At 71.7% G+C, this 20,303-nt stretch carries 18 protein-coding genes and 1 pseudogene; 8 read left to right on the forward strand and 11 right to left on the reverse strand.

The annotated features are described in order from the left end of the window. Positions 1-57 precede the first annotated feature (57 nt). The 3 genes from ACYQ1L_RS04940 (at position 58) to ACYQ1L_RS04950 (ending at position 3,263) form a co-directional block, all read left to right on the forward strand. Positions 58-1,509, forward strand: a complete 1,452-nt coding sequence (locus ACYQ1L_RS04940; RefSeq protein WP_460003132.1) for a glyceraldehyde-3-phosphate dehydrogenase — start codon at positions 58-60, stop codon at positions 1,507-1,509. 72 nt (positions 1,510-1,581) lie between these two features. Continuing rightward, complete coding sequence (locus tag ACYQ1L_RS04945) at positions 1,582-2,250, forward strand: response regulator transcription factor (protein WP_460003133.1); 669 nt, start codon at positions 1,582-1,584, stop codon at positions 2,248-2,250. Beyond that, entirely contained in the window at positions 2,247-3,263 is a 1,017-nt protein-coding gene (locus tag ACYQ1L_RS04950; protein ID WP_460003134.1) for a sensor histidine kinase, read from the forward strand. The genes ACYQ1L_RS04945 and ACYQ1L_RS04950 overlap by 4 nt, the downstream gene beginning before the upstream one ends. Positions 3,264-3,290: 27 nt before the next feature. Here the strand turns inward: ACYQ1L_RS04950 and ACYQ1L_RS04955 are convergent, their stop codons facing one another. From ACYQ1L_RS04955 to ACYQ1L_RS04965, 3 genes are read right to left on the reverse strand one after another with little or no spacing between them, the layout of a single operon-like run. Beyond that, on the reverse strand, positions 3,291-4,175 hold the full coding sequence (locus ACYQ1L_RS04955; RefSeq protein ID WP_460003135.1) for an FAD:protein FMN transferase: 885 nt from the start codon (positions 4,173-4,175) through the stop codon (positions 3,291-3,293). Next, a complete protein-coding gene (locus ACYQ1L_RS04960; protein ID WP_460003136.1) occupies positions 4,172-4,711 on the reverse strand; it encodes an FMN-binding protein in 540 nt (179 codons plus the stop codon). The genes ACYQ1L_RS04955 and ACYQ1L_RS04960 overlap by 4 nt, the downstream gene beginning before the upstream one ends. Before the next feature lie 37 nt (positions 4,712-4,748). Beyond that, entirely contained in the window at positions 4,749-6,161 is a 1,413-nt protein-coding gene (locus tag ACYQ1L_RS04965) for a ferredoxin reductase family protein (protein ID WP_460003137.1), read from the reverse strand. 221 nt (positions 6,162-6,382) lie between these two features. Here ACYQ1L_RS04965 and ACYQ1L_RS04970 point away from each other — a divergent pair. Further along, a pseudogene (locus ACYQ1L_RS04970) lies at positions 6,383-7,377 on the forward strand (winged helix DNA-binding domain-containing protein). A 13-nt stretch (positions 7,378-7,390) separates the two neighbouring features. Here ACYQ1L_RS04970 and ACYQ1L_RS04975 read toward each other — a convergent pair. Further along, positions 7,391-8,830 carry a helix-turn-helix domain-containing protein gene (locus ACYQ1L_RS04975; RefSeq protein WP_159576615.1) on the reverse strand — a complete coding sequence of 480 codons (1,440 nt, stop codon included), beginning with the start codon at positions 8,828-8,830 and terminating at the stop codon, positions 7,391-7,393. Between the two features lie 111 nt (positions 8,831-8,941). Here ACYQ1L_RS04975 and ACYQ1L_RS04980 point away from each other — a divergent pair, with 111 nt between their 5' ends. The 3 genes from ACYQ1L_RS04980 (at position 8,942) to ACYQ1L_RS04990 (ending at position 13,449) form a co-directional block, all read left to right on the forward strand. After that, complete coding sequence (locus ACYQ1L_RS04980; RefSeq protein WP_460003138.1) at positions 8,942-10,810, forward strand: phosphoenolpyruvate carboxykinase (GTP); 1,869 nt, start codon at positions 8,942-8,944, stop codon at positions 10,808-10,810. 238 nt (positions 10,811-11,048) lie between these two features. Further along, positions 11,049-12,434 (forward strand): HNH endonuclease signature motif containing protein, encoded by a 1,386-nt coding sequence (locus ACYQ1L_RS04985; protein ID WP_460003139.1) that lies wholly within the window; start codon positions 11,049-11,051, stop codon positions 12,432-12,434. Positions 12,435-12,498: 64 nt separating this feature from the next. After that, complete coding sequence (locus tag ACYQ1L_RS04990) at positions 12,499-13,449, forward strand: hypothetical protein (RefSeq protein WP_460003140.1); 951 nt, start codon at positions 12,499-12,501, stop codon at positions 13,447-13,449. A gap of 16 nt (positions 13,450-13,465) precedes the next feature. On the opposite strand, the gene ACYQ1L_RS04995 is transcribed toward ACYQ1L_RS04990, so the two are convergent. From ACYQ1L_RS04995 to ACYQ1L_RS05025, 7 genes are read right to left on the reverse strand one after another with little or no spacing between them, the layout of a single operon-like run. After that, on the reverse strand, positions 13,466-13,669 hold the full coding sequence (locus ACYQ1L_RS04995; protein WP_460003141.1) for an AsnC family protein: 204 nt from the start codon (positions 13,667-13,669) through the stop codon (positions 13,466-13,468). A 44-nt stretch (positions 13,670-13,713) separates the two neighbouring features. Beyond that, positions 13,714-14,169 carry a hypothetical protein gene (locus ACYQ1L_RS05000; RefSeq protein ID WP_460003142.1) on the reverse strand — a complete coding sequence of 152 codons (456 nt, stop codon included), beginning with the start codon at positions 14,167-14,169 and terminating at the stop codon, positions 13,714-13,716. 8 nt (positions 14,170-14,177) lie between these two features. Continuing rightward, entirely contained in the window at positions 14,178-15,659 is a 1,482-nt protein-coding gene (locus ACYQ1L_RS05005) for an aldehyde dehydrogenase family protein (protein ID WP_460003143.1), read from the reverse strand. Further along, on the reverse strand, positions 15,656-16,864 hold the full coding sequence (locus ACYQ1L_RS05010) for a M20 family metallopeptidase (RefSeq protein ID WP_460003144.1): 1,209 nt from the start codon (positions 16,862-16,864) through the stop codon (positions 15,656-15,658). Before ACYQ1L_RS05010 ends, ACYQ1L_RS05005 begins: the two co-directional genes overlap by 4 nt. Beyond that, positions 16,857-17,531 (reverse strand): DUF1028 domain-containing protein, encoded by a 675-nt coding sequence (locus ACYQ1L_RS05015; protein ID WP_460003145.1) that lies wholly within the window; start codon positions 17,529-17,531, stop codon positions 16,857-16,859. Before ACYQ1L_RS05015 ends, ACYQ1L_RS05010 begins: the two co-directional genes overlap by 8 nt. Next, positions 17,528-17,980: a RidA family protein gene (locus ACYQ1L_RS05020; protein ID WP_460003146.1), complete on the reverse strand. Its 453-nt coding sequence runs from the start codon at positions 17,978-17,980 to the stop codon at positions 17,528-17,530. The genes ACYQ1L_RS05015 and ACYQ1L_RS05020 overlap by 4 nt, the downstream gene beginning before the upstream one ends. Next, positions 17,980-19,260 carry a flavin-containing monooxygenase gene (locus ACYQ1L_RS05025; protein ID WP_460003147.1) on the reverse strand — a complete coding sequence of 427 codons (1,281 nt, stop codon included), beginning with the start codon at positions 19,258-19,260 and terminating at the stop codon, positions 17,980-17,982. The genes ACYQ1L_RS05020 and ACYQ1L_RS05025 overlap by 1 nt, the downstream gene beginning before the upstream one ends. Before the next feature lie 113 nt (positions 19,261-19,373). Between ACYQ1L_RS05025 and ACYQ1L_RS05030 the strand changes: the two genes are divergently transcribed. Further along, a complete protein-coding gene (locus tag ACYQ1L_RS05030; protein ID WP_460003148.1) occupies positions 19,374-20,297 on the forward strand; it encodes a LysR substrate-binding domain-containing protein in 924 nt (307 codons plus the stop codon). Positions 20,298-20,303: the final 6 nt, after the last annotated feature.

Consider the following 20,303-nt stretch of genomic DNA (forward strand, 5'->3'; position numbering starts at 1 on the left):
CGCCCCTCCCGATTCCCACGCCACGCATCCGTGGCGCAACTGTGTGCAAGGACCCCGATGAACGACTTCGCCGCGCGCCGCGACGACTGGAAGGCCAGAGAAGAACTCGCCGAGCGGATGATCCCGCTGATCGGCGGCCTGAACCGCGGCCGCGACGTGGTGACGTCGCTGCACGGGCACCGCCTGCTCGGCCTGGGCACGACCGAGATCCTCGAGGTGCATGAGCGCGTCGCGGCCCTCGGCCACGACGAGCTCGCGCTCGAGGACACGCTGGCCGTGCTCGAGGCGCTGCGCGAGCTCGAGCCCTCCGCGTCCTCCCTCGACCTGGGCCGGCTCGCGGAGCACGTGAAGGACGGCCCGGAGGGGCTCGTGGAGCGCCTGCGCGTCGAGCTCGCCCCGGCCCTCGCCGAGACCGCTCCCGCCGAGCCCACGGATGTGGTGCTTTACGGCTTCGGCCGCATCGGACGCCTCCTCGCGCGCATCCTCATCGCGCACACCGGCGGCGGCAGCGGCCTGCGCCTGCGCGCGATCGTGGTGCGCAAGGGCGCCGAGAACGATCTCGTCAAGCGCGCCTCGCTGCTGCTGCGCGACTCGGTGCACGGACGGTTCGAGGGCTCCGTCGACGTCGACGAGGAGAACTCGCAGATCATCGCGAACGGCACCCGGATCCAGGTCATCTACTCGAACGACCCCGCGACGATCGATTACACCGCCTACGGCATCCATGACGCGATCGTGGTGGACAACACCGGACGCTGGCGCGACGAGGCGGGCCTGAGCCGCCACCTCGAGTCCGCCGGCGTCGCGCGGGTGCTGCTCACGGCCCCCGGCAAGGGCGACCTGAAGAACATCGTGCACGGGATCAACCACGACACGATCGAGGACGGCGACCGGATCCTGTCCGCCGCGTCCTGCACGACCAATGCGATCACGCCGGTTCTCAAGGCCGTCGACGAGGCGTACGGCATCGTCCGCGGCCACGTCGAGACGGTGCACTCGTTCACCAACGACCAGAACCTCATCGACAACTTCCACTCCGGCGACCGCCGCGGCCGCTCCGCCGTGCTGAACATGGTGATCACTGAGACCGGCGCCGCGAAGGCCGTCGCCCGCGCCCTCCCCGAGTTCGCCGGCAAGCTCACCGGATCCGCGATCCGGGTGCCCACGCCCGATGTCTCGCTCGCGGTGCTGCACCTGACGCTCGAGCGTCCCGCCGAGAAGACCGAGATCAACGACTACCTGCGCCGCGTGTCGCTGCACTCGAAGCTGCGCCAGCAGATCGACTACGTCGAGTCGCCCGAGGTCGTCTCGACCGACTTCGTCGGCTCGCACCGCGCCGGCATCGTCGACGGGCTCGCCACGATCGCGAACGGCACCGACGTCATCCTCTACGTCTGGTACGACAACGAGTTCGGCTACTCGAGCCAGGTGATCCGCGTGCTCGAGGTCATGGCCGGCTCGCACCCGGTCGTGCTGCCGGTGCGCCGCGAGGTGACGCTGCAGGGCTGACGCGCGCCGCGGGCGCTTCCTGGGTCTCGTCTTGGAGTCCGTGTGGTGTGATCCTGGGGACAGGAGGCCCGCATGATCGACACCCGGCCGCGGCTGCTCTATGTGGAGGACGACGCCGACATCGCCGAGATGACCCTCGAGGTGCTCGGCGAGACCTACGCCGTCGATCACGTGACCGACGGGCAGGTCGCGCTGCGCCGCGCACTGGACGAGCGCTACGACGTGATGCTCGTGGATCGGCGGCTTCCGGGTCTGGACGGGGCGAGTCTCGTCGAGGCGGTCCGCACGGCGCGGATCACCACACCGGTGCTCATGCTGACGGCCCTCGGCGCGGTTCCGGACCGCGTCGAGGGACTGGACGCGGGGGCGAACGACTACCTCACGAAGCCGTTCGACTTCGACGAGCTCCTGGCGCGCCTGCGCGCCCTGCGGCGGGGCTTCGAGGCGCAGGGGCGGCGGCGGTCGATCGGCGAGTGGACCTTCATCCCGGACTCCTGGGTGCTGCATTCGCCGACCGGAGCACGCGTCTCCCTCACGGCGACCGAGTCCGCGTTCCTCGAGTTCCTGTCCGCGAGTCCGGAGCGCGTGTTCAGCCGCGAGGAGATCCTCCGCGGCGTGTTCACCTCGGCCGACGGGATCGGCACGGTCGACACCTACGTGCACTACATCCGGCGCAAGACCACGCCGGAGATGATCGACACCGTGCGCGGGCGCGGCTATCGCGCGGGGAATCCGGCGTGAGCGCCTCGGCCGACCGCGAGCGCGTGCGCCGGTCCGCGCGTCAGATCGGCGTGTGGACCGGCGTCGCCTCGGCGTTCGTGATGGCGGCGGGCGTCGGGATCCTCGTCGCCGTGATCCTCTCGACATCGCGCCCGCAGGACGACGACGGCGGCCGGCCGGACCGGTTCCGCGCCGGCGCTCTCGGGGCGAACCCGGACCACATCGTCGTGGACGTCGACCGGGTGCTGCCCTGGGTGATCGTGCTGGGCGCGATCGGCGTCGCGCTGCTCGGTGTCATCGCCTGGTTGACGGCCCGGCGCGCGGTGGCGCCGCTGGAGACGGCGCTGCGTGCGCAGCGCGACTTCGTGGCCGACGCGAGCCACGAGCTGCGAACACCGCTGACGGCGCTCTCGAGTCGCGTGCAGATACTGCAGCGCCGTGTGGCGCGCGGCGAGGGCATCGAGGACGCGCTGGAGCGCCTGCGGGGGGACACCGCCGCCATGGATGCGATCCTCACGGAGCTGCTGCTCGCCGCCCAGGCCGACCAGGGGCCGGTGGAGACGGCGACCACGGACGCGGCCGACGCGGCGCGCTCGGCCCTCGAGCTGGTCCGCCCGATCGCCGAGAGCGCGGGCGTGGAGCTGCGGGCGGAGCTCGCCCCGGGCATCGCGGTCGCCGTACCCGCCGTAACCCTGACCCGGCTCTGCACGGCGCTCCTCGACAACGCCGTGCAGCATGCGCCGGTCGGCACCGCCGTGGACCTGTCGCTCGTCCCCGGCCACGGCGCGGGACACGGCAGCGCCGAGCTGCGCGTCGCCGACCGCGGCCCCGGCGTGCCGGAGGCGGAGCGCGAGCGCATCTTCACCCGCTTCGCCCGCGGACCGGAGACCGGGCGGCGTCGGGGGTTCGGGCTGGGGCTCGCGCTGGTCCGCGACATGGCGACCCGCTACGGCGGCTCGGTCGCCGTGGAGCGCTCCTCTGCGGAGGGCACGACGTTCCTGCTGCGGCTCCCCGTCGCGCCGGGCGCGCACTGACGGCGGCCGCCCGTCGGCGCCCCGCGCTCACCGAGGAGCGCAGGGACCCGGATCCTCGGCGGCGACGACCTCCACGCCGTGCGTCCAGCGGCGGATCCGGCCGTCGGGCGCGATCAGCATCCCCGAGCAGTCGGGCGCCGCGCGCAGCCAGGTCAGGTCGTCGAACCCGGCGACCACGGCGACGGTCGCCCAGGCGTCGGCGTCGCTCAGCCGGTCCGCGATCACCGTCGCGGTCGGGGCGTCCGCCACGGCGGCGCCCGTGCGCGGATCGACGATGTGCGCACCGCGCTCGGAAGGCCCGGACGTCGCGACCGCGCCCTCGCGCAGGGGTATCCGCGCGCGCAGCTCGCCGGCGCGGTGGGGGTCCGCGATGCCGATGCTCCACGTCCAGTCGGCGTCCGCCGCGGTGAGCAGCTGCATGTCGCCGCCCGCGGAGAGCGCCACGGCGACCACCCCCGGCTCCGAGAGAAGCGGCGCGAGGTGCCGCACGGCGGCGCGTTCGACGGCCCACCCCTTGACGTAGCCGGTCGGGTCGAACCATCCCTGCCGGTGCGCGTCGAAGCGGCCGCCGCTGGCCTCGGCGAGCCGTGCGCACGCCTCCGCGACCTCTGCGATGCGCGGGTCGGCGTCGCCTGCGCGCAGCTCGCCGGCGCGCAGCAGCGAGATCTGGGAGTCCGGGCGGAACGGCGAGAACAGCGCATCGATCTCGTGGAGCTGGGCGATCGCGGCATCCTGCGCCGCGGAGATCCGGACTGCGAGTGCGGGCGCGGGGGAGCGGTCGACGGTGAGCACGTGCACACTCGCCACCGTGCCCATGAGTTCTGCGGTGCGCACCTGCCGGTGCGGGGCGGCGGGACGTGCGGGAGCGGGCGTGCCGGAACGGCTGCCGGACACCGCGGCGGGCACGCTCATGCCTTCGCCTGGTCGATCGCGCTCTGCAGCGACTGGGTGTAGCCGTCGGAGGTGAAGGTGGCGCCGGACACCATGTCGATCTGGGCGGACTGCGCGCTCTTCGTCTCGTCGATGAGGATCGGGAGCGCCTGCGCGTTGATCTCCTCGTCACGGCGCTCCGTGTTGGGATACTGCGGCACCGCCACATCGGTGATCTGCCCGCCGGAGACCGTGATCGCGACCTGCACGGCACCGTAGCGGGTGTCGGCCGCCTGGCCCGTGAACGTGCCGTCCTTGAGCCCCGTCGAGGTCGTCGTCCCGGAAGCGGATCCGGACGCCGTGGATCCGGACGCCGTGGATCCGGATCCCGTGGATCCTGATCCCGACGATCCGCTCGACGTCGATCCCGCTGCGGAGCCGGTCGACGTGCTGCCGGCCGTGTTCCTGGTCGTGGCCGCGCTCGCTGCGGGCGCCACGGCTTCCAGCGAGGTGCGGTAGCTGAACAGCAGCACCAGGCCCGTGATGGTGGCGAGGATGCCGTAGACGATCTTCTTCATGATGCTCTCTCCTGGTCGGGTCGGGCCGGTCGGTCGCTCAGACGGCGAAGGCCTCGCTGTGGATGCGGGAGGCGTCGACGCCCGCCCGGCGGAGGTCGCGGCGGATGCTCTGCATCCACGGGATCGGTCCGCACAGGTACACGTCGTACGCGGACAGATCCCCGGCGATGCGCTGCAGCAGCCGGGCGCCGTCCCACTGCGCATGAGTCGCGGGCACCCAGCTCGTGCCGCCCGCGGCGCGGCGGCCGTGCAGCGTGTAGTGCACGACTCCGCGGGCCAGCACGAGGCGGTCGATCTCCGCGCGGCGCAGGCCGTGCCCCGCGGAGTGGTCGCGGGTCACGAGGATCGCCTCGCCCGGCGCGTAGAGCTCGGATTCCAGAAGGGCGACGAGCGGCGCGACGCCGGCCCCCGCGCCGAGCATGAGCAGCCGGGATCCGCTCCTGCGCTCGCCGGTCATGTGCCCGTAGGGGCCCTCGACCATGACCCGGGTGCCGGGGCGGAGCTCGGCGAGGCGATCCGTGCCGTCGCCGACCCGGCGCGCGGAGATGACCAGCTCGCTGCCCGCCGGATCCGCGGCGAGCGAGAACGGGTGCCCGCGCGTCCAACCCGGTCCGTCCAGGAAGCGCCAGATGAAGAACTGCCCGGCCCGGGCGCGCAGCCGGTGCACGTCGCGCCCGGCGACGCGGACGGACACGCCGTCCTGACCGTCGCGGGAGACCGCGACCACCCGCAGGCCATGACGCGCGCTGCGGATCAGCGGCACGGCCACGCGGAACCACAGCACGCACGCGGCGGTGACGGCCCACAGTCCCCACCAGTACATGGTCGCGCCCGCGGAGGCGGTGAAGTCGGCGCCGGTCCACAGCATGTGCGGGATCGCCAGTCCCACGCCCAGGTAGCCGTAAAGATGCAGCAGGTGCCATGACTCGTACCGCAGCCGGCGGCGGGCGCGGCGGATCGAGGTCACGACGACGAGGATCAGCAGCGCCGTGCCGGCGGTCGCCAGCAGCATGCCCGGGTAGTCCCACACGAAGTCCCATGCCTGCACGAGCACGTCGGTGTGCGAGGTGACCGCATATCCGGCCGTGATGAGCACCAGGTGCGCCATCAGCAGCCAGAACGACCAGAACCCGACGAGGCGGTGGAGGCGCGTGATGCCGTCCCGCCCGAACCCGTGCTCGAACACGGGCACGCGCGCCATGAGCAGCACCTGGTACAGCAGCAGGTTCGCCGAGACCAGACCGGTCAGGCGCCCGAGGGTCGTGAGCGTGTCGCCGTCGAAGGCCAGCAGCGACTGGATCCCGGCGCCGCTCACCCACAGCGCGAGCACGAACAGGCTGGTCGCCCAGATCAGGGTCACCGCGGACAGTCGCCACAGGGTCGGCCGCAGCCGGCGCGCCGGCGCGCTGAGCGGTCGAGGTGCCGGGGCGAGGGTGCTGAGCGTTGCCATGGCACCATCGTCGGCGCCGTTCTGACAGAGAAGTCCAAGAATCGGCTCCCTTGAGCGCGGTCATAGGGAACTCATCGGATCCCGCCGGTTCCGGGGCGATGCGGGGACCGCATGTCGGCGCCTCACGGCATCATGGAGCCATGACGGCACTCCTGCGCGAGCGGCTGCGCTCGCACCGGCTCACCGCCCCCGCCCGCACCCCGGTGGCCGCCGCCCGGCACATGCTCGCCGTGCAGGCGCAGGAGTTCCTGGCGGGGCGGTGGGCCCTGGGCATCCGCTCGGCGGGGGCGCCCACGCTTACGGCTGTCGACGCCGCGTTCGCCCGCGGCGCGCTGGTCCGCACACACACCATGCGGGGGACGCTGCACATCGTCCCGGCCGAGGACGTGCGCTGGGTGCTGTCGGTGACCGGGGAACGGCAGTTCCGCCAGGCCGCCGCGCGCCATCGCCAGCTCGGGATCGACGGGGCCCTCATCGCCCGCGTCGAGAAGACGTTCCGGGAGCGGCTCGCGACGGCGGCCGCACCAGGGCGCAGCTGTTCGACGACCTCGCCGGCATCGGCGTCGACCCCTCGGGGCAGCGCGGCGTGCACCTGATCTACGCGCTCGACGTGCGCGGCATCCTCGTCCAAGGGCCGGTGGTGCATCGCGACGACGCGGTGTCGCGCGAGCAGCTGTTCGTGCTGGCGGAGGACTGGATCCCCGAGACGCCGCCGCCCGCGGATCCGCTCGCGGAGCTCTTCGTCCGCTACGTCGACGGGCACGGCCCAGCCACCGCGGAAGACTTCGCGTGGTGGTCCGGCCTGCCGATCACGGCGGCGCGCGAGGCCGCGGAGCGCGGGCGGGAGCGCGTCACGGAGCAGGCCGAGGGCGTGTTCGTCGGCGCCGCGCGCCCGCATCGCGCGGCAGGAGCCGATGACGCCGCCGTGCTGGCGCTGCCGATGTTCGACGAGTACTACATCTCCTACGCCGACCGCACGCCCGTGGCATCCCCCGAGAGCATGGCGCTCATCGGGCCCGGCAAGAACGGGATGGTGCGGGCGAGCCTGCTCGCCGCGGGCCGCATCGTGGGCGCCTGGATGCACTCCGCCGCGGTCGGCCGGCATCGCGACGACCCCGTGCCGGAGCTCTTCGCCACCGAGACCGGCACGGGTCCGGATCCCGCCGCCGTCGCCGCGGCGATGCGCCGCTACGCGGACTTCGTGTCCGCGCACTGACACGCGGGCAACGCTACTGCCCGGCGTGCCGGTCGAGGAACGCGTACACCTCGTTGTCGTCCACGCCCGGGAACGCGCCGCGGGGGAGCGGCGAGAACATGTGCGTGTGCACGCGCGCGCTCGGCCACGCCTTGCTGCTCCACCGCTCCGCGATCGCGGCCGGAGGACGGCGGCAGCACGCCTCGTCGGGGCAGGTGGACTGCGCACGGTCGGTGGTCTCCCGGCCGCGCCACCAGCGGGCGTCGTCGAACGGCACGCCGACCGTGATCGAGAAGCCGCCGCCGTCGGTGGATCCGGTCTGGGTGGAGCACCAGAAGGTGCCGGACGGGGTGTCGGTGTACTGGTAGTGCTCGGTGGTGCGGTTGCGCTGACTGAACGCGGCGCGAGCCGAGAACTTGCGGCACACCGTGAGACCCTCGACGGAACCGGTGACGTCCATCGGCAGCGGCAGGTCGTCGTTCTCATACACGCGGGTGAGGGCGCCCGACTCGTCAACGCGCAGGAAGTGCAGGCGCATGTCGAGGTGCGTGGTCATGAGGTTGGTCATGCGCATGCCGGCCGCCTCGTGGGTCACGCCGAACGCGTCGCGGAAGTCCTCCACGGCGAGGTTGCGGTCCTTCTTCGCCTGCTGCAGGAACGCGACGCCCGCGGTCTCCGGGATGAGGCAGCACGCCGCGTAGTAGTTGATCTCCAGGCGCTGCTGCAGGAAGTCGGCGTAGTCCGTGGGCGGGGTGTGCCCGAGGAGCCGATGGGCCATCGCCTGCAGCGCCATGGACCGCAGGCCATGACCGCCGGGGATCGAGGCGGGCGGCAGGTAGATCCGGCCGTGTTCCAGATCGGTGACCGAGCGGGTGGAGTGCGGCAGGTCGTCGACGTAGATCAGCTCGAAGCCGAGCTGCTCCGCCATGATGCTCACGGTCCGGTGGGTGAGCGCCCCGGTGGTGTGCCCCGCCGCCTTCAGCTGCTTCTCCGCGAGCGCCTCGATCTCGGGCAGGTGGTTGTCGAGCGCGCGCATCTTCAGGCGTAGCTCGGTGTTCGCGCGGCGTGCCTCCTCCGGGGTGGCGATCGCCTCCCGCTCGCGGCGGTGCAGCTCGCGGTGCAGGCCCAGGATCGACTCGATCGTCTCGTCCGGCATGCCCTTCGTCACCCGCACCGGCGCGATGCCGAGCTGGCGGAACACCGAGCTCGACTGAGCGCGTTCCAGTTCGATCTCCAGGGCCGCGCGCCGGTTCGGCGGCTCGCCGGAGATGAGGTCGCTCACCTCGGTGCCCGTCGCGTCGGCGATCGCCTGCAGCAGGGAGAGCTTCGGCTCGCGCTTGCCGTTCTCGATGAGGCTGAGCTGGGATCCGGCGACTCCGACGGCGGCGCCGAGTTCGTCGAGCGTCATGCCGCTGCGGGTGCGGTGGTGTCTGATGCGATGTCCGAGGGTGGTGAGCTCGAGTCCTGAAGCCATGCTTTTGATCCTAGCGAAAGAATTTCACTTCTTGCACCTGGATATCGCCGGAAGAGTGACGTTTAGCCGTTCAGAATGGCTGTATCGCCCCACTCTTTAAGGAGCAGACCAATGGCTATCGCCGAGACGTCCACCCCGCGGACCTCCCCCCTCGCACCCGTGCGCGAGTACGGTGCGGCCCCCGAGTACGACACGCCGGCCTTCGCCGCGCTCACCGCGTGGGTCGAGGAGATCCGCGCCCTGACCCAGCCCGACCGCGTGCACTGGGTCGACGGATCCGTCGCCGAGAACGACGCCCTGCTGCACGAGCTCGTCGATGAGGGCAAGCTCATCAAGCTCAACCCGGAATGGCGCCCGGGCTCCTACCTCGCCCGCTCGCACCCCAGCGACGTCGCCCGGACCGAGGCGCGCACCTTCATCGCCTCGGAGAAGGAGATCGACGCCGGCCCCACGAACAACTGGGCGGACCCCGCCGAGATGCACGCGAAGATGACCGATCTCTTCGAGGGATCCATGCGCGGACGCACGATGTACGTCGTGCCGTTCTCGATGGGACCCGTGGGCGGCCCGATCTCGCAGATCGGCGTGCAGATCACCGACAGCGCGTACGCGGTCGTCTCGATCGGCATCATGACCCGGGTCGGCACCGCCGTCGCGCGCGAGATCGCGGAGGGTGCCCCGTGGGTGCGCACGGTGCACTCGGTCGGCGCGCCGCTCGCGCCCGGCGAGGCGGACACCACCTGGCCCTGCAACGACGACAAGTGGATCGTGCACTTCCCCGAGACGCTCGAGGTGTGGTCCTACGGATCCGGCTACGGAGGCAACGCCATCCTCGCCAAGAAGTGCTTCGCGCTGCGCATCGCCTCGGTGCTCGCCCGCGACGAGGGGTGGATGGCCGAGCACATGCTGCTCATCCGCGTGATCTCGCCCGAGGGCAAGGCCTACCACGTTGCTGCCGCGTTCCCGTCGGCCTGCGGCAAGACCAACCTCGCCATGCTGCGCCCGACGATCCCGGGCTGGAAGGTCGAGACGCTCGGCGACGACATCACCTGGATCCGTCCGGGTGCGGACGGACGCATGCGCGCGATCAACCCCGAGGCCGGGTTCTTCGGCGTCGCTCCCGGCACCGGCGAGTCCACGAACGTCACGGCGGTGGAGACCCTCTGGGGCAACACCATCTTCACGAACGTGGCGCTGCGCCCGGACGGCGACGTGTGGTGGGAGGGCCTGACCGACGAGGCGCCCGCGCACCTCATCGACTGGGAGGGCAACCCGTGGACGCCGGACTCCGGCCGCCCCGCAGCGCACCCGAACTCCCGCTTCACCGTGTCCGCCGCGCAGTGCCCGCAGATCGCGGAGGACTGGGAGGACCCGGAGGGCGTGCCGCTCGACGTGATCCTTTTCGGAGGCCGCCGCGCCACCAACGTCCCGCTCGTCGTCGAGGCGACGGACTGGAGCCACGGCGTGTTCCTCGGCGCGACCATCTCGTCCGAGCGCACAGCCGCGGCTGAGGGCACGGTCGGCGAGCTCCGCCGCGACCCGTTCGCGATGCTCCCGTTCTGCGGTTACAACATGGGCGACTACTTCGCGCACTGGCTGAAGATGGGTCGCGCGGTCCGCTTCGACAAGGCTCCGCGGATCTTCCAGGTCAACTGGTTCCGCCGCGGTGCCGACGGCCGGTTCCTGTGGCCCGGCTTCGGCGACAACGCCCGCGTCATCGACTGGATCATCCGTCGCATCGAGGGCGAGGTCGACGCCGTCGACAGCCCGATCGGGCGTCTGCCGAAGATCGAGGACCTGAACCTCGAGGGTGCGCAGGTGACCGAGGAGGATCTGGCCGAGCTGTTCAGCGTGGACCCGGAGTCGTGGAGCCGCGAGGCCGACGCCACCGAGGAGTTCTTCGCGACCTTCGGCGACCGCCTGCCGGCCGCGCTGTCGAGCGAGCTCGCGTCGCTGCGCTACCGCCTCGCGAACGCCTGATCCATCGAGACGTGATCCGGCTCCTCGCCCAGAACGGGCGGGAGCCGGATCCACCAAGACCCGCGGCGGCGGGATGCCAGGGACGAAAAGCTGAGTGGTCCCCGGCATCCTGCCGCCGCGTTCGTCTTTCGGCATATCGGGCTGAGCATGCCATCGCCTGCGGAGGATCCCCGTGAGATTCCGCGGCATTCTGCGGTTCCGCTCTCCCGTTCTTCGAACATAAGTGCTAAACTGGGGCATGGCCTCTTCCACCACGATTCCGGATCCGCGCGATGCGGGTGTGCGTGAGGTCGTGGGCGAGGATGTGGTCGCGCGGGTGCTGCTGGATCGGTTGCAGGAGGATGACGTCGCGATCAACCGGCGCGCCGCGGCGCGGGCGGAGGGGATCGTGGAGGCGGTCGCGCTGACGCGTCGGCATCCGGAGATCTACACGGTCGGCGACCGCCCGGATGATCTCGGTCATGCGGTGCGGGCGGTGGTGTTCGACATCGCACTCAGGCTGCAGGTCTCGGAGAACGAGGTGCGGTCGCTGCTGTGCACCGCGGAGACCGCCCGGGAGCACCTGCCGCTGCTGTGGGAACACGCGCGGGACGGCCTGGTCGGGCTGCGGTTCGTGGAAGCCGCCGTCGGGGCCGCGCTGCGGTTGCGGGCTCCGGACGGCGCGGATGCGGCGGCGCGGGAGTATGTGGCGGAGGCGATCGGACTGGTGGATCGCGCGGCTTCGGGGTGGGCGCTGCATCTGCCGGTCGGTGCGTTCCGGCGGCGGCTGAAGGTGCTCGTGGCTCGGTTGGATCCGACTCCGGCGGAGCGGCAGCATGCCCGCGGGATGGTTGATCGGCGCGTCGTGCTCGAGGAGTCCGATGACGGGATGACCTGGCTGATGGCGCTGGTTCCGACGGTGAAGGCGGTCGCGATCAAACGCCGGCTCACCTCGGCCGCGAAGCATCTGCAGAAGGACCAGCGGGAAGGTCGGACCCGGGATCAGATCCGCGCGGATCTGTTCTGCGACTGGCTCACCGGTGCCGGCACGGACAAGGCGGTGACCACGACCGTGTTCGTCACGATTCCGGTCAGGCTGCTCACCGGTGCCGGCTGCGGCTGCGGGAGGGCCCCGGTTTCGGGGTTCGGTCCCGCTGCCGGCAGGGTTGCCGGCGACGCGGCCCCGGCCGCCGCCGTCCACGCGGTCGCGTCCGGCAACCCGGCCGCGTCGGCCACTGAAGCGCAGCTGGTCGGGCACGGGCCGATCGATGCGGCCACCGCCCGGCAGGCGTTCTTCGACGCGACCGGGTTCCGCCGGGTGATCACGGACCCGGTCCGGGGGATCGTGCTCGATATGGACCGCCGCACGTACCGGCCCACGAAAGCGCAGCGGGACTGGCTGGTGCTGCAGCACGGCACCTGCGCCCGCGACGGCTGCACCCGGCTCGCCATCGACGCCGACCTCGACCACGAACGCATGTGGGCACGCGGCGGCGCCACCGACATCAGCAACCTGCGTCCGCTGTGCCCGGCGGACCACACCCGCAACCACCGCACCCGGATGATCTACCGCAGCCGAGAAGACCGCACCGTCGAAGTCACCACACCCACGCGATTCCGCACCACCGACCCACCACCCTTCTGAGCCGGGCAGTTGTTTCGGCTGGGCTCGCTCTCGTGCGGAGTGTGCGTACGAGTAGCGTCGCACTATGGACGTCTTCGAGTACCTGCTGCAGGGCGACCCCGCGATCCGCTGGCAGGCGATGCGGGATCTGACCGACGCCGCGCCGGACGCGGTGGCGACGGAGCGCGCCCGGGTGGCGGACGAAGGCTGGGGTGCGCGGCTGCTGGCGCTGCAGACGGAGGACGGGCTGTGGGATGGCGGTGTCTACCGCCCCGGCTGGGTCGATCCGGACCGTCCGATGTACGACGCCTGGACGGCGACGCACTTCAGCGTGCAGCAGCTGGTCGAGTACGGCGTGGATCCGGTGGACGACCGGGTGCGCGACGCGGTGCGCCTCCTGCGCGAGCGGGTGCGGTGGGACATCGACGGTGGCGGGAGCTACTTCGAGGGCGAGACCGAGGCCTGCGTGAACGGCGTGGTGCTGAGCAACGCCGCCTACTTCGGCGAGCCGGGCGAGATCGTGCTGGCGAAGCTCCTCGCGGGCCAGCTCGCAGACGGAGGCTGGAACTGCTGGGACGACCACGGCGCGACCGTCTCCTCGTTCCACTCCACGATCTGCGTGCTCGAGGGTCTGTGGGCGTGGGAGCAGGCCGCCGGCGGATCCCAGGACGTGCGTCGAGCCCGGGTCGCCGGCGAGGAGTACCTGCTGGAGCGGCACCTGTTCCGTCGGCGCACCACGGGCGAGGTCATCGACCCGCGATTCACGATGACGTCCTACCCGGTGCGCTGGTACTACGACGTGCTGCGCGCGCTCGACTACTTCCGGCAGACCCGCCCCGAGGGCGACGACCGCTGCGCCGAAGCGCTCGCACTGCTGCGGTCCAAGCGCCGCCCCGACGGTTCGTGGCTGCTGGAGAACACCCACGAGGGGCCGACGTCGTTCGCGATGGAGGGCGAGTTCGAGGGCTTCCCGAGCCGCTGGGTCACCCTGCGGGCGCTGCGCGTGCTGCGCTGGGCCGGCGACTCGATCGGCTGACCCAAGCGTGCGAGCGTCAGCGGCGGCCGAACCGGCGGTGCGCCGCCTGCCGGGTGGTGCCCAGTGCGCTCGCGATCGCCTGCCAGGAATAGCCGGCGGCGCGGGCGCGGCGCACCTGCACCTCCTCGGCGCGGGCGATCTCGCGTCGCTCCGCCACCAGCCGATGCAGCTCGGCGAGGGGTTCGCCGAGGGGATCCAGATCGTTCGCCGTCTTCATCATGAAGGCCTCCTCATGTCAATGCTTGTTGACGTGAGACCGACGTGTCAATCGATGTTGACGGATCCGCTTCCGCTGTCGGCGGACAGGCGCCGCAGCACCCCGATCGCGATGACGACACCCATCAGCAGGGCTAGCTCGACGCCGTTGAGCAGGAGCGCCACACCGGGGAGACCGTCGAGGCCGGCCGTCGCAGCGAGCCCGGCATGCGCATGGCCGTCCATGCCGCCGCCGGAGCGGATGTGGAGCAGCATCATCCCCGCCGACATGACCATCGCGGCACCCCAGGCGCCGGGGTACAGCGGACGGCGGCCCGGTGCCAGGCAGGCCACGCACAACGACGAGAGAAGTGTCATCACGACGGTGAACACGGACGGGCCGCGCAGCAGCAGCGCGATGTGCGCGGCGGCGCACCCCAGGGTGACGAGGAACGCGGCCCATCGGGCGACGGCCCGCCCGGGGGCCGCGCGGGCGGCGGGGACGTGCCTCGCGAGAGCGGTCATCGAGGTGCTCACCCGTGCTGGAACCAGGTGGTCTTCCAATCCGTGTAGTTGTCCAGCGCGTGCCGCGACAGATCGCGGCCGAACCCGGACTGGCGGAATCCGCCGAACGGCGTGGTGAGGCCCAGCGCGTCGACGGTGTTGACCGACACGGTGCCGGCGACGAGGCGCTCCGAGACGCGATGGGCGCGGCCAAAGTCGGTCGTCCAGAGCGAGGCAGCCAGACCGTACTCCGTGTCGTTCGCGAGGAGGACGGCCTCGTCCTCGTCGTCGAAACCGAGCACGGCGACCAGCGGGCCGAACACCTCCACGCGGTGCAGGTCGTGGTCGGCGCCGAGGCCGGTCACGATCGCGGGGCGCAGGTATGCGTCGGAACCGGTGATCGTCACGCGATCGCCGCCCGCCACCAGATCGCCGTCCGTGGCCGCCTTTGCGATCGCGGCGGAGACCTCGTCGGCGTGTGCACGGCTGATCAGGCTGCCATTGCCGTCGGCGCCCGAGAGCGGGTCGCTCGGAGCGTACCCCCGCGCCGCGGCGGCGAGCAGAGCCACGAACTCGTCGTGCACGGAGCGCTCGACGAGGATCCGCGAGTTCGCCGAGCACACTTGGCCCTGGTTGTAGAACGCGCCGAACGCCGCCTTCGCCGCGGCCGCCTCGAGGTCGGCATCGGCGAACACGAGGTTCGAGCTCTTCCCGCCTGCTTCGAGCGCGACCCGCTTCATGTTCGAGTTGCCCGCGCTGACCATGAGCTGCTTCGCGACCGCTGTCGAGCCGGTGAACGCGAGTACGTCGATGTCCGGGTGCAGCGCGATGCGCTCGCCCACCACGGATCCCCGTCCCGGCACGACGTTGAGCACGCCGGCGGGGATTCCCGCCTCGAGCGCCAGATCGGCGAGCCGCAGCGCAGTCAGCGACGTCTCGGTGGCGGGCTTGTGCACGACGCTGTTGCCGCTCGCCAGGGCCGGGGCGAGCTTCCACGCCGCGATCTCGAGGGGGTAATTCCACGGCGTGATCGCCCCCACGACACCGAGCGGCACGCGGCGCACGAGCGCGGTCGCACCGGGCGGCGTCGCCGGGATCTCGTCGAACCGCTTGTCGGCGAGCTCGCCGTACCAGCGGAACGTCTCGGCGGCGCCGGGCACGTCGACGGTCAGGGTCTGGGCGATCGGCTTGCCGGAGTCGAGGGTCTCGAGCAGGGCGAGCTCCTCGAGGTGCGCCATCATCAGGTCGGCCAGGCGGATCAGGGCCTTCCCGCGGTCGGCGGCGCTGCGACGGCTCCACGACCCCTCCTCGAACGCGCGCCGGGCGATCGCGACCGCGCGGTCGACGTCGTCGGGCGTGCCCGCGGCGAGGTCGGCGAGGTGCGCGAGGGATCCGGGGCTGTGCACGGCGATGGTCCCGGCGTCGGAGGCGTCGACGCGACGGCCGTCGATCACGGCGCGTCCGTCGATGGTGAGCTCGCGGCTGCGCGCGGTCCAGTCGATGGCGGTCATACGGCACTCTCCTTCTGAGCGTTCGGGCTCTGAGCGTTCGGGGCCTTCGCGTTCTCCGCGACGACATCGATCGCGGTCCAGGCCATGAGGACGGCGGCGTCGATCAGCGCCTTCTCGGCGACGGGTCCGACGCAGGCGGCGGCGAACTCCTTCTGGTGGTTGCCGTACGGGAGCGAATCCACGCCGATGTACGGGTGGATCGCGGGGACGAGCTGCGACACGTTGCCCATGTCGGTCGAGGCCCGGTTCATCCGGCCGGCGACCTCGGGATCCGCGAACGCGCGGCCACGGGCGAGAGCGTTGGTCCGGTAGAAGTCCAGGGCCCGCTCGTCGGTGCGGAACTCCGAGTACGGCTTGCTCTCGGGCGTGATGCTGAGCGTCGCGCCCGAAGCGAGCGCCCCGGCCTCGAAGCAGCGGTTCACGCGCTCCTCGAGCACCTCGAGCTCGGCGAGCGAGTTCGCCCGGACGTACCAGCGGCCCTCGGTGCGCTCCGGGATCGCGTTCGGGGCGTACCCGCCCACGGTCTGCACGCCGTGCACGCGGGTGTCGGCGGGGAGCTGCTGGCGGAGCAGCCCGATCGCGACCTGGGCGACGAGGAACGCGTCGTTCGCGTTGACGCCCTGGTCGGGGTAGGCGGCGGCGTGCGCCGACACCCCGTCGTACGCGATGTGGCTGTGCGAGACCGCGAACGGCCGTGCCTCGGCGACGTCGACCGGCGCGGGGTGCACCATCATCGCGAGGTCGAGGTCCCGGAAGGCACCGGTCTCGATCAGCTCGATCTTGCCGCCGCCACCCTCCTCGGCGGGGGTGCCGTAGACCCTCACAGTGATCCCGAGCGCGTCGGCGAGCGGGGCGAGCGCGAGGCCCGCACCGACCGCGCTCGCGGCGATGAGGTTGTGTCCGCACGCGTGCCCGAGCCCGGGCAGCGCGTCGTACTCGGCCATGATCCCGATCACTGTGGAACCTGAGCCGGTCTCGGCGAGCAGCGCTGTCTCCAGGCCGAGGTATCCGGGCGTCACGCGGAACCCGCCGGCAGCGAGGGCCTCGCCGACCCACGCGGCGGCCCGATGCTCCTGCCACGCGGTCTCAGGGTTCGCGTGCAGGGTCTCCGAGAGGCGGATCAGGTCGGCCGCGGCCGCAGCGACGGTCGCATCCGCGGCGGCCTTGAGCACGGCGACGTCGAAGCCCGCAGCGAGGTCACTCATCGCCGGGCACCCCGTAGCTCGGCGCCGCGGACGGGTCGATCCCGCGGGTCACGTAGTCGTCGCGCTGCGGCAGCCACACCTTGAGCAGGTCGCCGAGCTCGGCGATCGGGTCGCCCTCCGTCCAGTCCACGCGCAGATCGGTGACCCGCCAGCCGGCGTCGCGCACGACCGAGAGGCCGGCGGAGTGCACCGGGCCCTCCTCGCCGCCCGCGGCGACGGCGGCCTGCACGGCCGCGAGCAGGCGCCGCTCCAGGTCGCCCTCGGCGGCCGCGAACGCATCGACCATGAGCTGCGGGATCTCGCTCGAGGCGAGCATGTTGCCGCCCGCGGCCACGCCCGCTCCTCGGGCCGCGCCCACGGTGCCGAGCGCCCGCTCGCCCGAGTACACGGCCGAGCCGCCCTGCGCGTCCACGACGAGCAGCTGGCGGAATGCGATGTGCGGGGTTGCGGCGGTCACGGCGTCGAGGGCGTCGGCTGCCGAGGCGCCGTCGCGCAGAGCGTCGAGCAGGATCGGGCCGAGACGAGGATCCGTGACGTTCTGCGAATTGACCGCGCCGACGCCGTCGGCCAGGTGCACGCAGCGCGCTGCGACGGCGGGGGAGGAGGACGAGATCGCGGACCCGAAGGCGCCGGTCTCGTCGCGGGCGACGATCGAGAAGGTCATCATGCGGCCTCGCCCTCGGCGGCGGACCCGCGGTCGGCGGGACTCGAGATCACCGCGGTGGCGTCGATCTCGACGAGCCACTCCGGGCGGGCCAGCGCGCTCACCACGAGGCCGGTCGAGACCGGGAAGACCCCCTTGAGCCAGCGGCCCATGACGCGGTAGACGGTCTCCCGGTAGCGCGGGTCGATGATGTAGACGACGACCTTGACGATGTCCTCGAGCGAGGATCCGGCCTCCTCGAGCAGCATCGCGATGTTCGCCATCGCCTTCTCCGCCTGCGCCTCGACGTCGCCGATGCCGACCGACTCGCGCGTCTCCAGGTCCTGGCCGATCTGGCCGCGCAGATACACCACACCGCCGGCGACGACCGCCTGGCAGAGATCGTTGTCGAGGTTCTGCTCCGGGTAGGTGACCTTGGTGTTGAACGGGCGGATACGGGTGTGCGTGGGCATCAGGCGATTCCAGTCTCTGCGAGGGCGGGCGCGGGGTGGTACGCGGCGTAGCCGCGCTGGATGCCGATCTGATCGGCGATGTAGCGGGCGTCGTGCCAGACACCCCAGAGGAAGCTGGATCCGCGGCGGGACTGCCACGGCAGGCCGAGGAAATAGACACCGGGTTCGGCGGACACTCCGCGCTGGTGGCGCGGGCGACCGCGCTCGTCGAACGCCGCCGGGTCAATCTGCAGCCACGAGTAGTCCAGTGCGAACCCGGTGGCCCACACGATGCTGGTGACGCCCGCCGCCTTCAGATCGAGCGAGAGGATCGGGTTCGTGACGCTCTCCGGATCCGGGCCGATGACGTGCGCCTCGGGCTCTTCGGGCAGATCCAGCCCGTTGCGCTCCACGTACGCGTCGGCCTCCCGCAGCACCGACAGGTAGTTCGCGTCGCCCGCGGCGATGTTCGCGCGCAGATCGGGTGCGATCGAGAGCACGCCGTCGTCGTAGGTGCCGGCGCGGCCGAGCAGGGTGATCCCGGTGGCGGCAAGGGCGCGGAAGTCGACGGTGTGACCGCCGTGCGCGCCGCTCACGGCGATGGTGACGTGCTCGGCGCCGGCCGGAGGCGTGGCCATGTCCCACTTGCCCAGCACCCCGAGCCACCAGCAGAAGTCCCGGCCCCGGTAACGGCGCGGGGGGCGGTCGTGCGGGCCGACGGCGAGGTAGACCTCGCGGCCGGAGCGCCGCAGCTCGTCGGCGATCTGCACGCCCGAGGAGCCGGCGCCGACCACGAGCACCGCGCCCTCGGGCAGCTGTGCCGGATTGCGGTACTGGTTCGAGTGCAGCTGGTGGATCCCCGCGTCCTGCGGCACGACGGCTGGGATGATCGGGCGCTGGAACGGTCCGGTCGCGGCGACCAGGTAGCGGGCGTCGATCGTGCCCTCGCTCGTCTCGACGCGGAAGCCGGGCCGGCCGTCGTGCCGACGCGCGCTGTGCACCTCGACGCCCGTGCGGATCGGGGCGCGGAACTTCTCCGCGTACGCGACGAGATAGTCGGCGACCTGCTCCTTGCCGACGAATCCGTCCGGATCCCCGTCGAACTCGAGGCCGGGGAACCGGTCGTGCCACGCGGGGCCGTTCGCGACCAGCGAGTCCCAGCGCCAGGAGCGCCAGCGCTCCGCGACGCGCTCCCGCTCCACGACGAGGTGCTCGACGCCCGCCCGGCCCAGGTGCTCGCTCATCGCGATGCCCGCCTGGCCGGCGCCGACGACCAGCACCTCCACGTCCTCGTGCGACATCCGTTCCTCCACTGCATCGGGTTCTGCTGCTCCTTCATGCTTCCGAGGATCGTCATATCTGTACACTTCACAGATCCGAAGAACTGCATCTGATGAGTTGATACAGTGTCCGCATGGCACGACTGCAGAGTGCGGATCTGACCCTCGTCCAGCTGCGGTACTTCGTCACGGCAGCCATGCACCGCTCGATGACCGAGGCGTCGATCGATCTGCACGTGGCGCAGTCGGCGGTGTCGACCGCGATCGCGCAGCTGGAGCGCTCGCTGGGCGTGCAGCTCTTCGTGCGGCAGCGCAGCAAGGGCCTGGCGCTGACCGAGGCGGGGGAGCAGCTGCTGAGGGATGCGCAGTCGCTGCTCGCGCAGGTCGAGGAGATGACCGACACGGTCCGCGGCCATCACCACCAGGTGCGCGGCACTCTGCGGCTGGCGTGCTTCGTCACGCTCGCGCCGTTCGTCCTGCCCCGGCTGATCTCGCGGGTCGAGCAGGAGCACCCGGAGCTTCGGATCGAGATCATCGAGACAGACATGGAGGGCACGACGGACCTGCTGCTGTCGGGCGCGGTCGAGGGCGGGATCGTCTACGACTTCGGCCGGGTGCACGATCTCGCGTTCGATCCGCTGTTCCCTGCTCCTCCGCATGTGGTGCTCGCCGCGAACCACCCGCTCGCCGAGCGCGACGAGGTGGCGCTCACGGAACTCACCGACTCCGAACTGGTGCTGCTGGATCTTCCGCAGTCGCGGGAGTACTTCCTCGGGATGCTCGAGGCTGCGGGCGTGGTGCCGCGGGTGCGGTACAGCTCGCACAGCTATGAGACCGTGCGGTCGCTCGTCGCCCGCGGCCACGGGTACTCGATCCTGAACCAGGTGCCGCTCGCGCCGCTCACGTACGACGGCGGGGAACTGCGCACCGTGCGGATCGCGGGGGACGCGCCGGCGCTCGACGTGTGCTTCGCCCGCGTCGCGCGGGTGCGGCCCACTGCCCGGACCAGGGCCGTCGCGGTCCTGGCCCGGGAGCTGTTCGGCGCCGAGGCGCACTGAGCGCCG

The sequence above is a fragment of the Microbacterium xylanilyticum genome (genome assembly GCF_054654695.1).

Bases quoted from the DNA above. Each gene is read 5' to 3' on its own strand.
- ACYQ1L_RS04995 (WP_460003141.1), bottom strand. From the start codon at position 13,669: ATGATGAAGACGGCGAACGATCTGGATCCCCTCGGCGAACCCCTCGCC.
- ACYQ1L_RS05015 (WP_460003145.1), bottom strand. From the start codon at position 17,531: ATGATGACCTTCTCGATCGTCGCCCGCGACGAGACCGGCGCCTTCGGG.
- ACYQ1L_RS05000 (WP_460003142.1), bottom strand. From the start codon at position 14,169: ATGACCGCTCTCGCGAGGCACGTCCCCGCCGCCCGCGCGGCCCCCGGG.
- ACYQ1L_RS05030 (WP_460003148.1), top strand. From the start codon at position 19,374: ATGGCACGACTGCAGAGTGCGGATCTGACCCTCGTCCAGCTGCGGTAC.
- ACYQ1L_RS05005 (WP_460003143.1), bottom strand. From the start codon at position 15,659: ATGACCGCCATCGACTGGACCGCGCGCAGCCGCGAGCTCACCATCGAC.
- ACYQ1L_RS04960 (WP_460003136.1), bottom strand. From the start codon at position 4,711: ATGAAGAAGATCGTCTACGGCATCCTCGCCACCATCACGGGCCTGGTG.
- ACYQ1L_RS04940 (WP_460003132.1), top strand. From the start codon at position 58: ATGAACGACTTCGCCGCGCGCCGCGACGACTGGAAGGCCAGAGAAGAA.
- ACYQ1L_RS05025 (WP_460003147.1), bottom strand. From the start codon at position 19,260: ATGTCGCACGAGGACGTGGAGGTGCTGGTCGTCGGCGCCGGCCAGGCG.
- ACYQ1L_RS04965 (WP_460003137.1), bottom strand. From the start codon at position 6,161: ATGGCAACGCTCAGCACCCTCGCCCCGGCACCTCGACCGCTCAGCGCG.
- ACYQ1L_RS04990 (WP_460003140.1), top strand. From the start codon at position 12,499: ATGGACGTCTTCGAGTACCTGCTGCAGGGCGACCCCGCGATCCGCTGG.
- ACYQ1L_RS04985 (WP_460003139.1), top strand. From the start codon at position 11,049: ATGGCCTCTTCCACCACGATTCCGGATCCGCGCGATGCGGGTGTGCGT.
- ACYQ1L_RS05020 (WP_460003146.1), bottom strand. From the start codon at position 17,980: ATGCCCACGCACACCCGTATCCGCCCGTTCAACACCAAGGTCACCTAC.
- ACYQ1L_RS04945 (WP_460003133.1), top strand. From the start codon at position 1,582: ATGATCGACACCCGGCCGCGGCTGCTCTATGTGGAGGACGACGCCGAC.
- ACYQ1L_RS04975 (WP_159576615.1), bottom strand. From the start codon at position 8,830: ATGGCTTCAGGACTCGAGCTCACCACCCTCGGACATCGCATCAGACAC.
- ACYQ1L_RS05010 (WP_460003144.1), bottom strand. From the start codon at position 16,864: ATGAGTGACCTCGCTGCGGGCTTCGACGTCGCCGTGCTCAAGGCCGCC.
- ACYQ1L_RS04955 (WP_460003135.1), bottom strand. From the start codon at position 4,175: ATGAGCGTGCCCGCCGCGGTGTCCGGCAGCCGTTCCGGCACGCCCGCT.
- ACYQ1L_RS04980 (WP_460003138.1), top strand. From the start codon at position 8,942: ATGGCTATCGCCGAGACGTCCACCCCGCGGACCTCCCCCCTCGCACCC.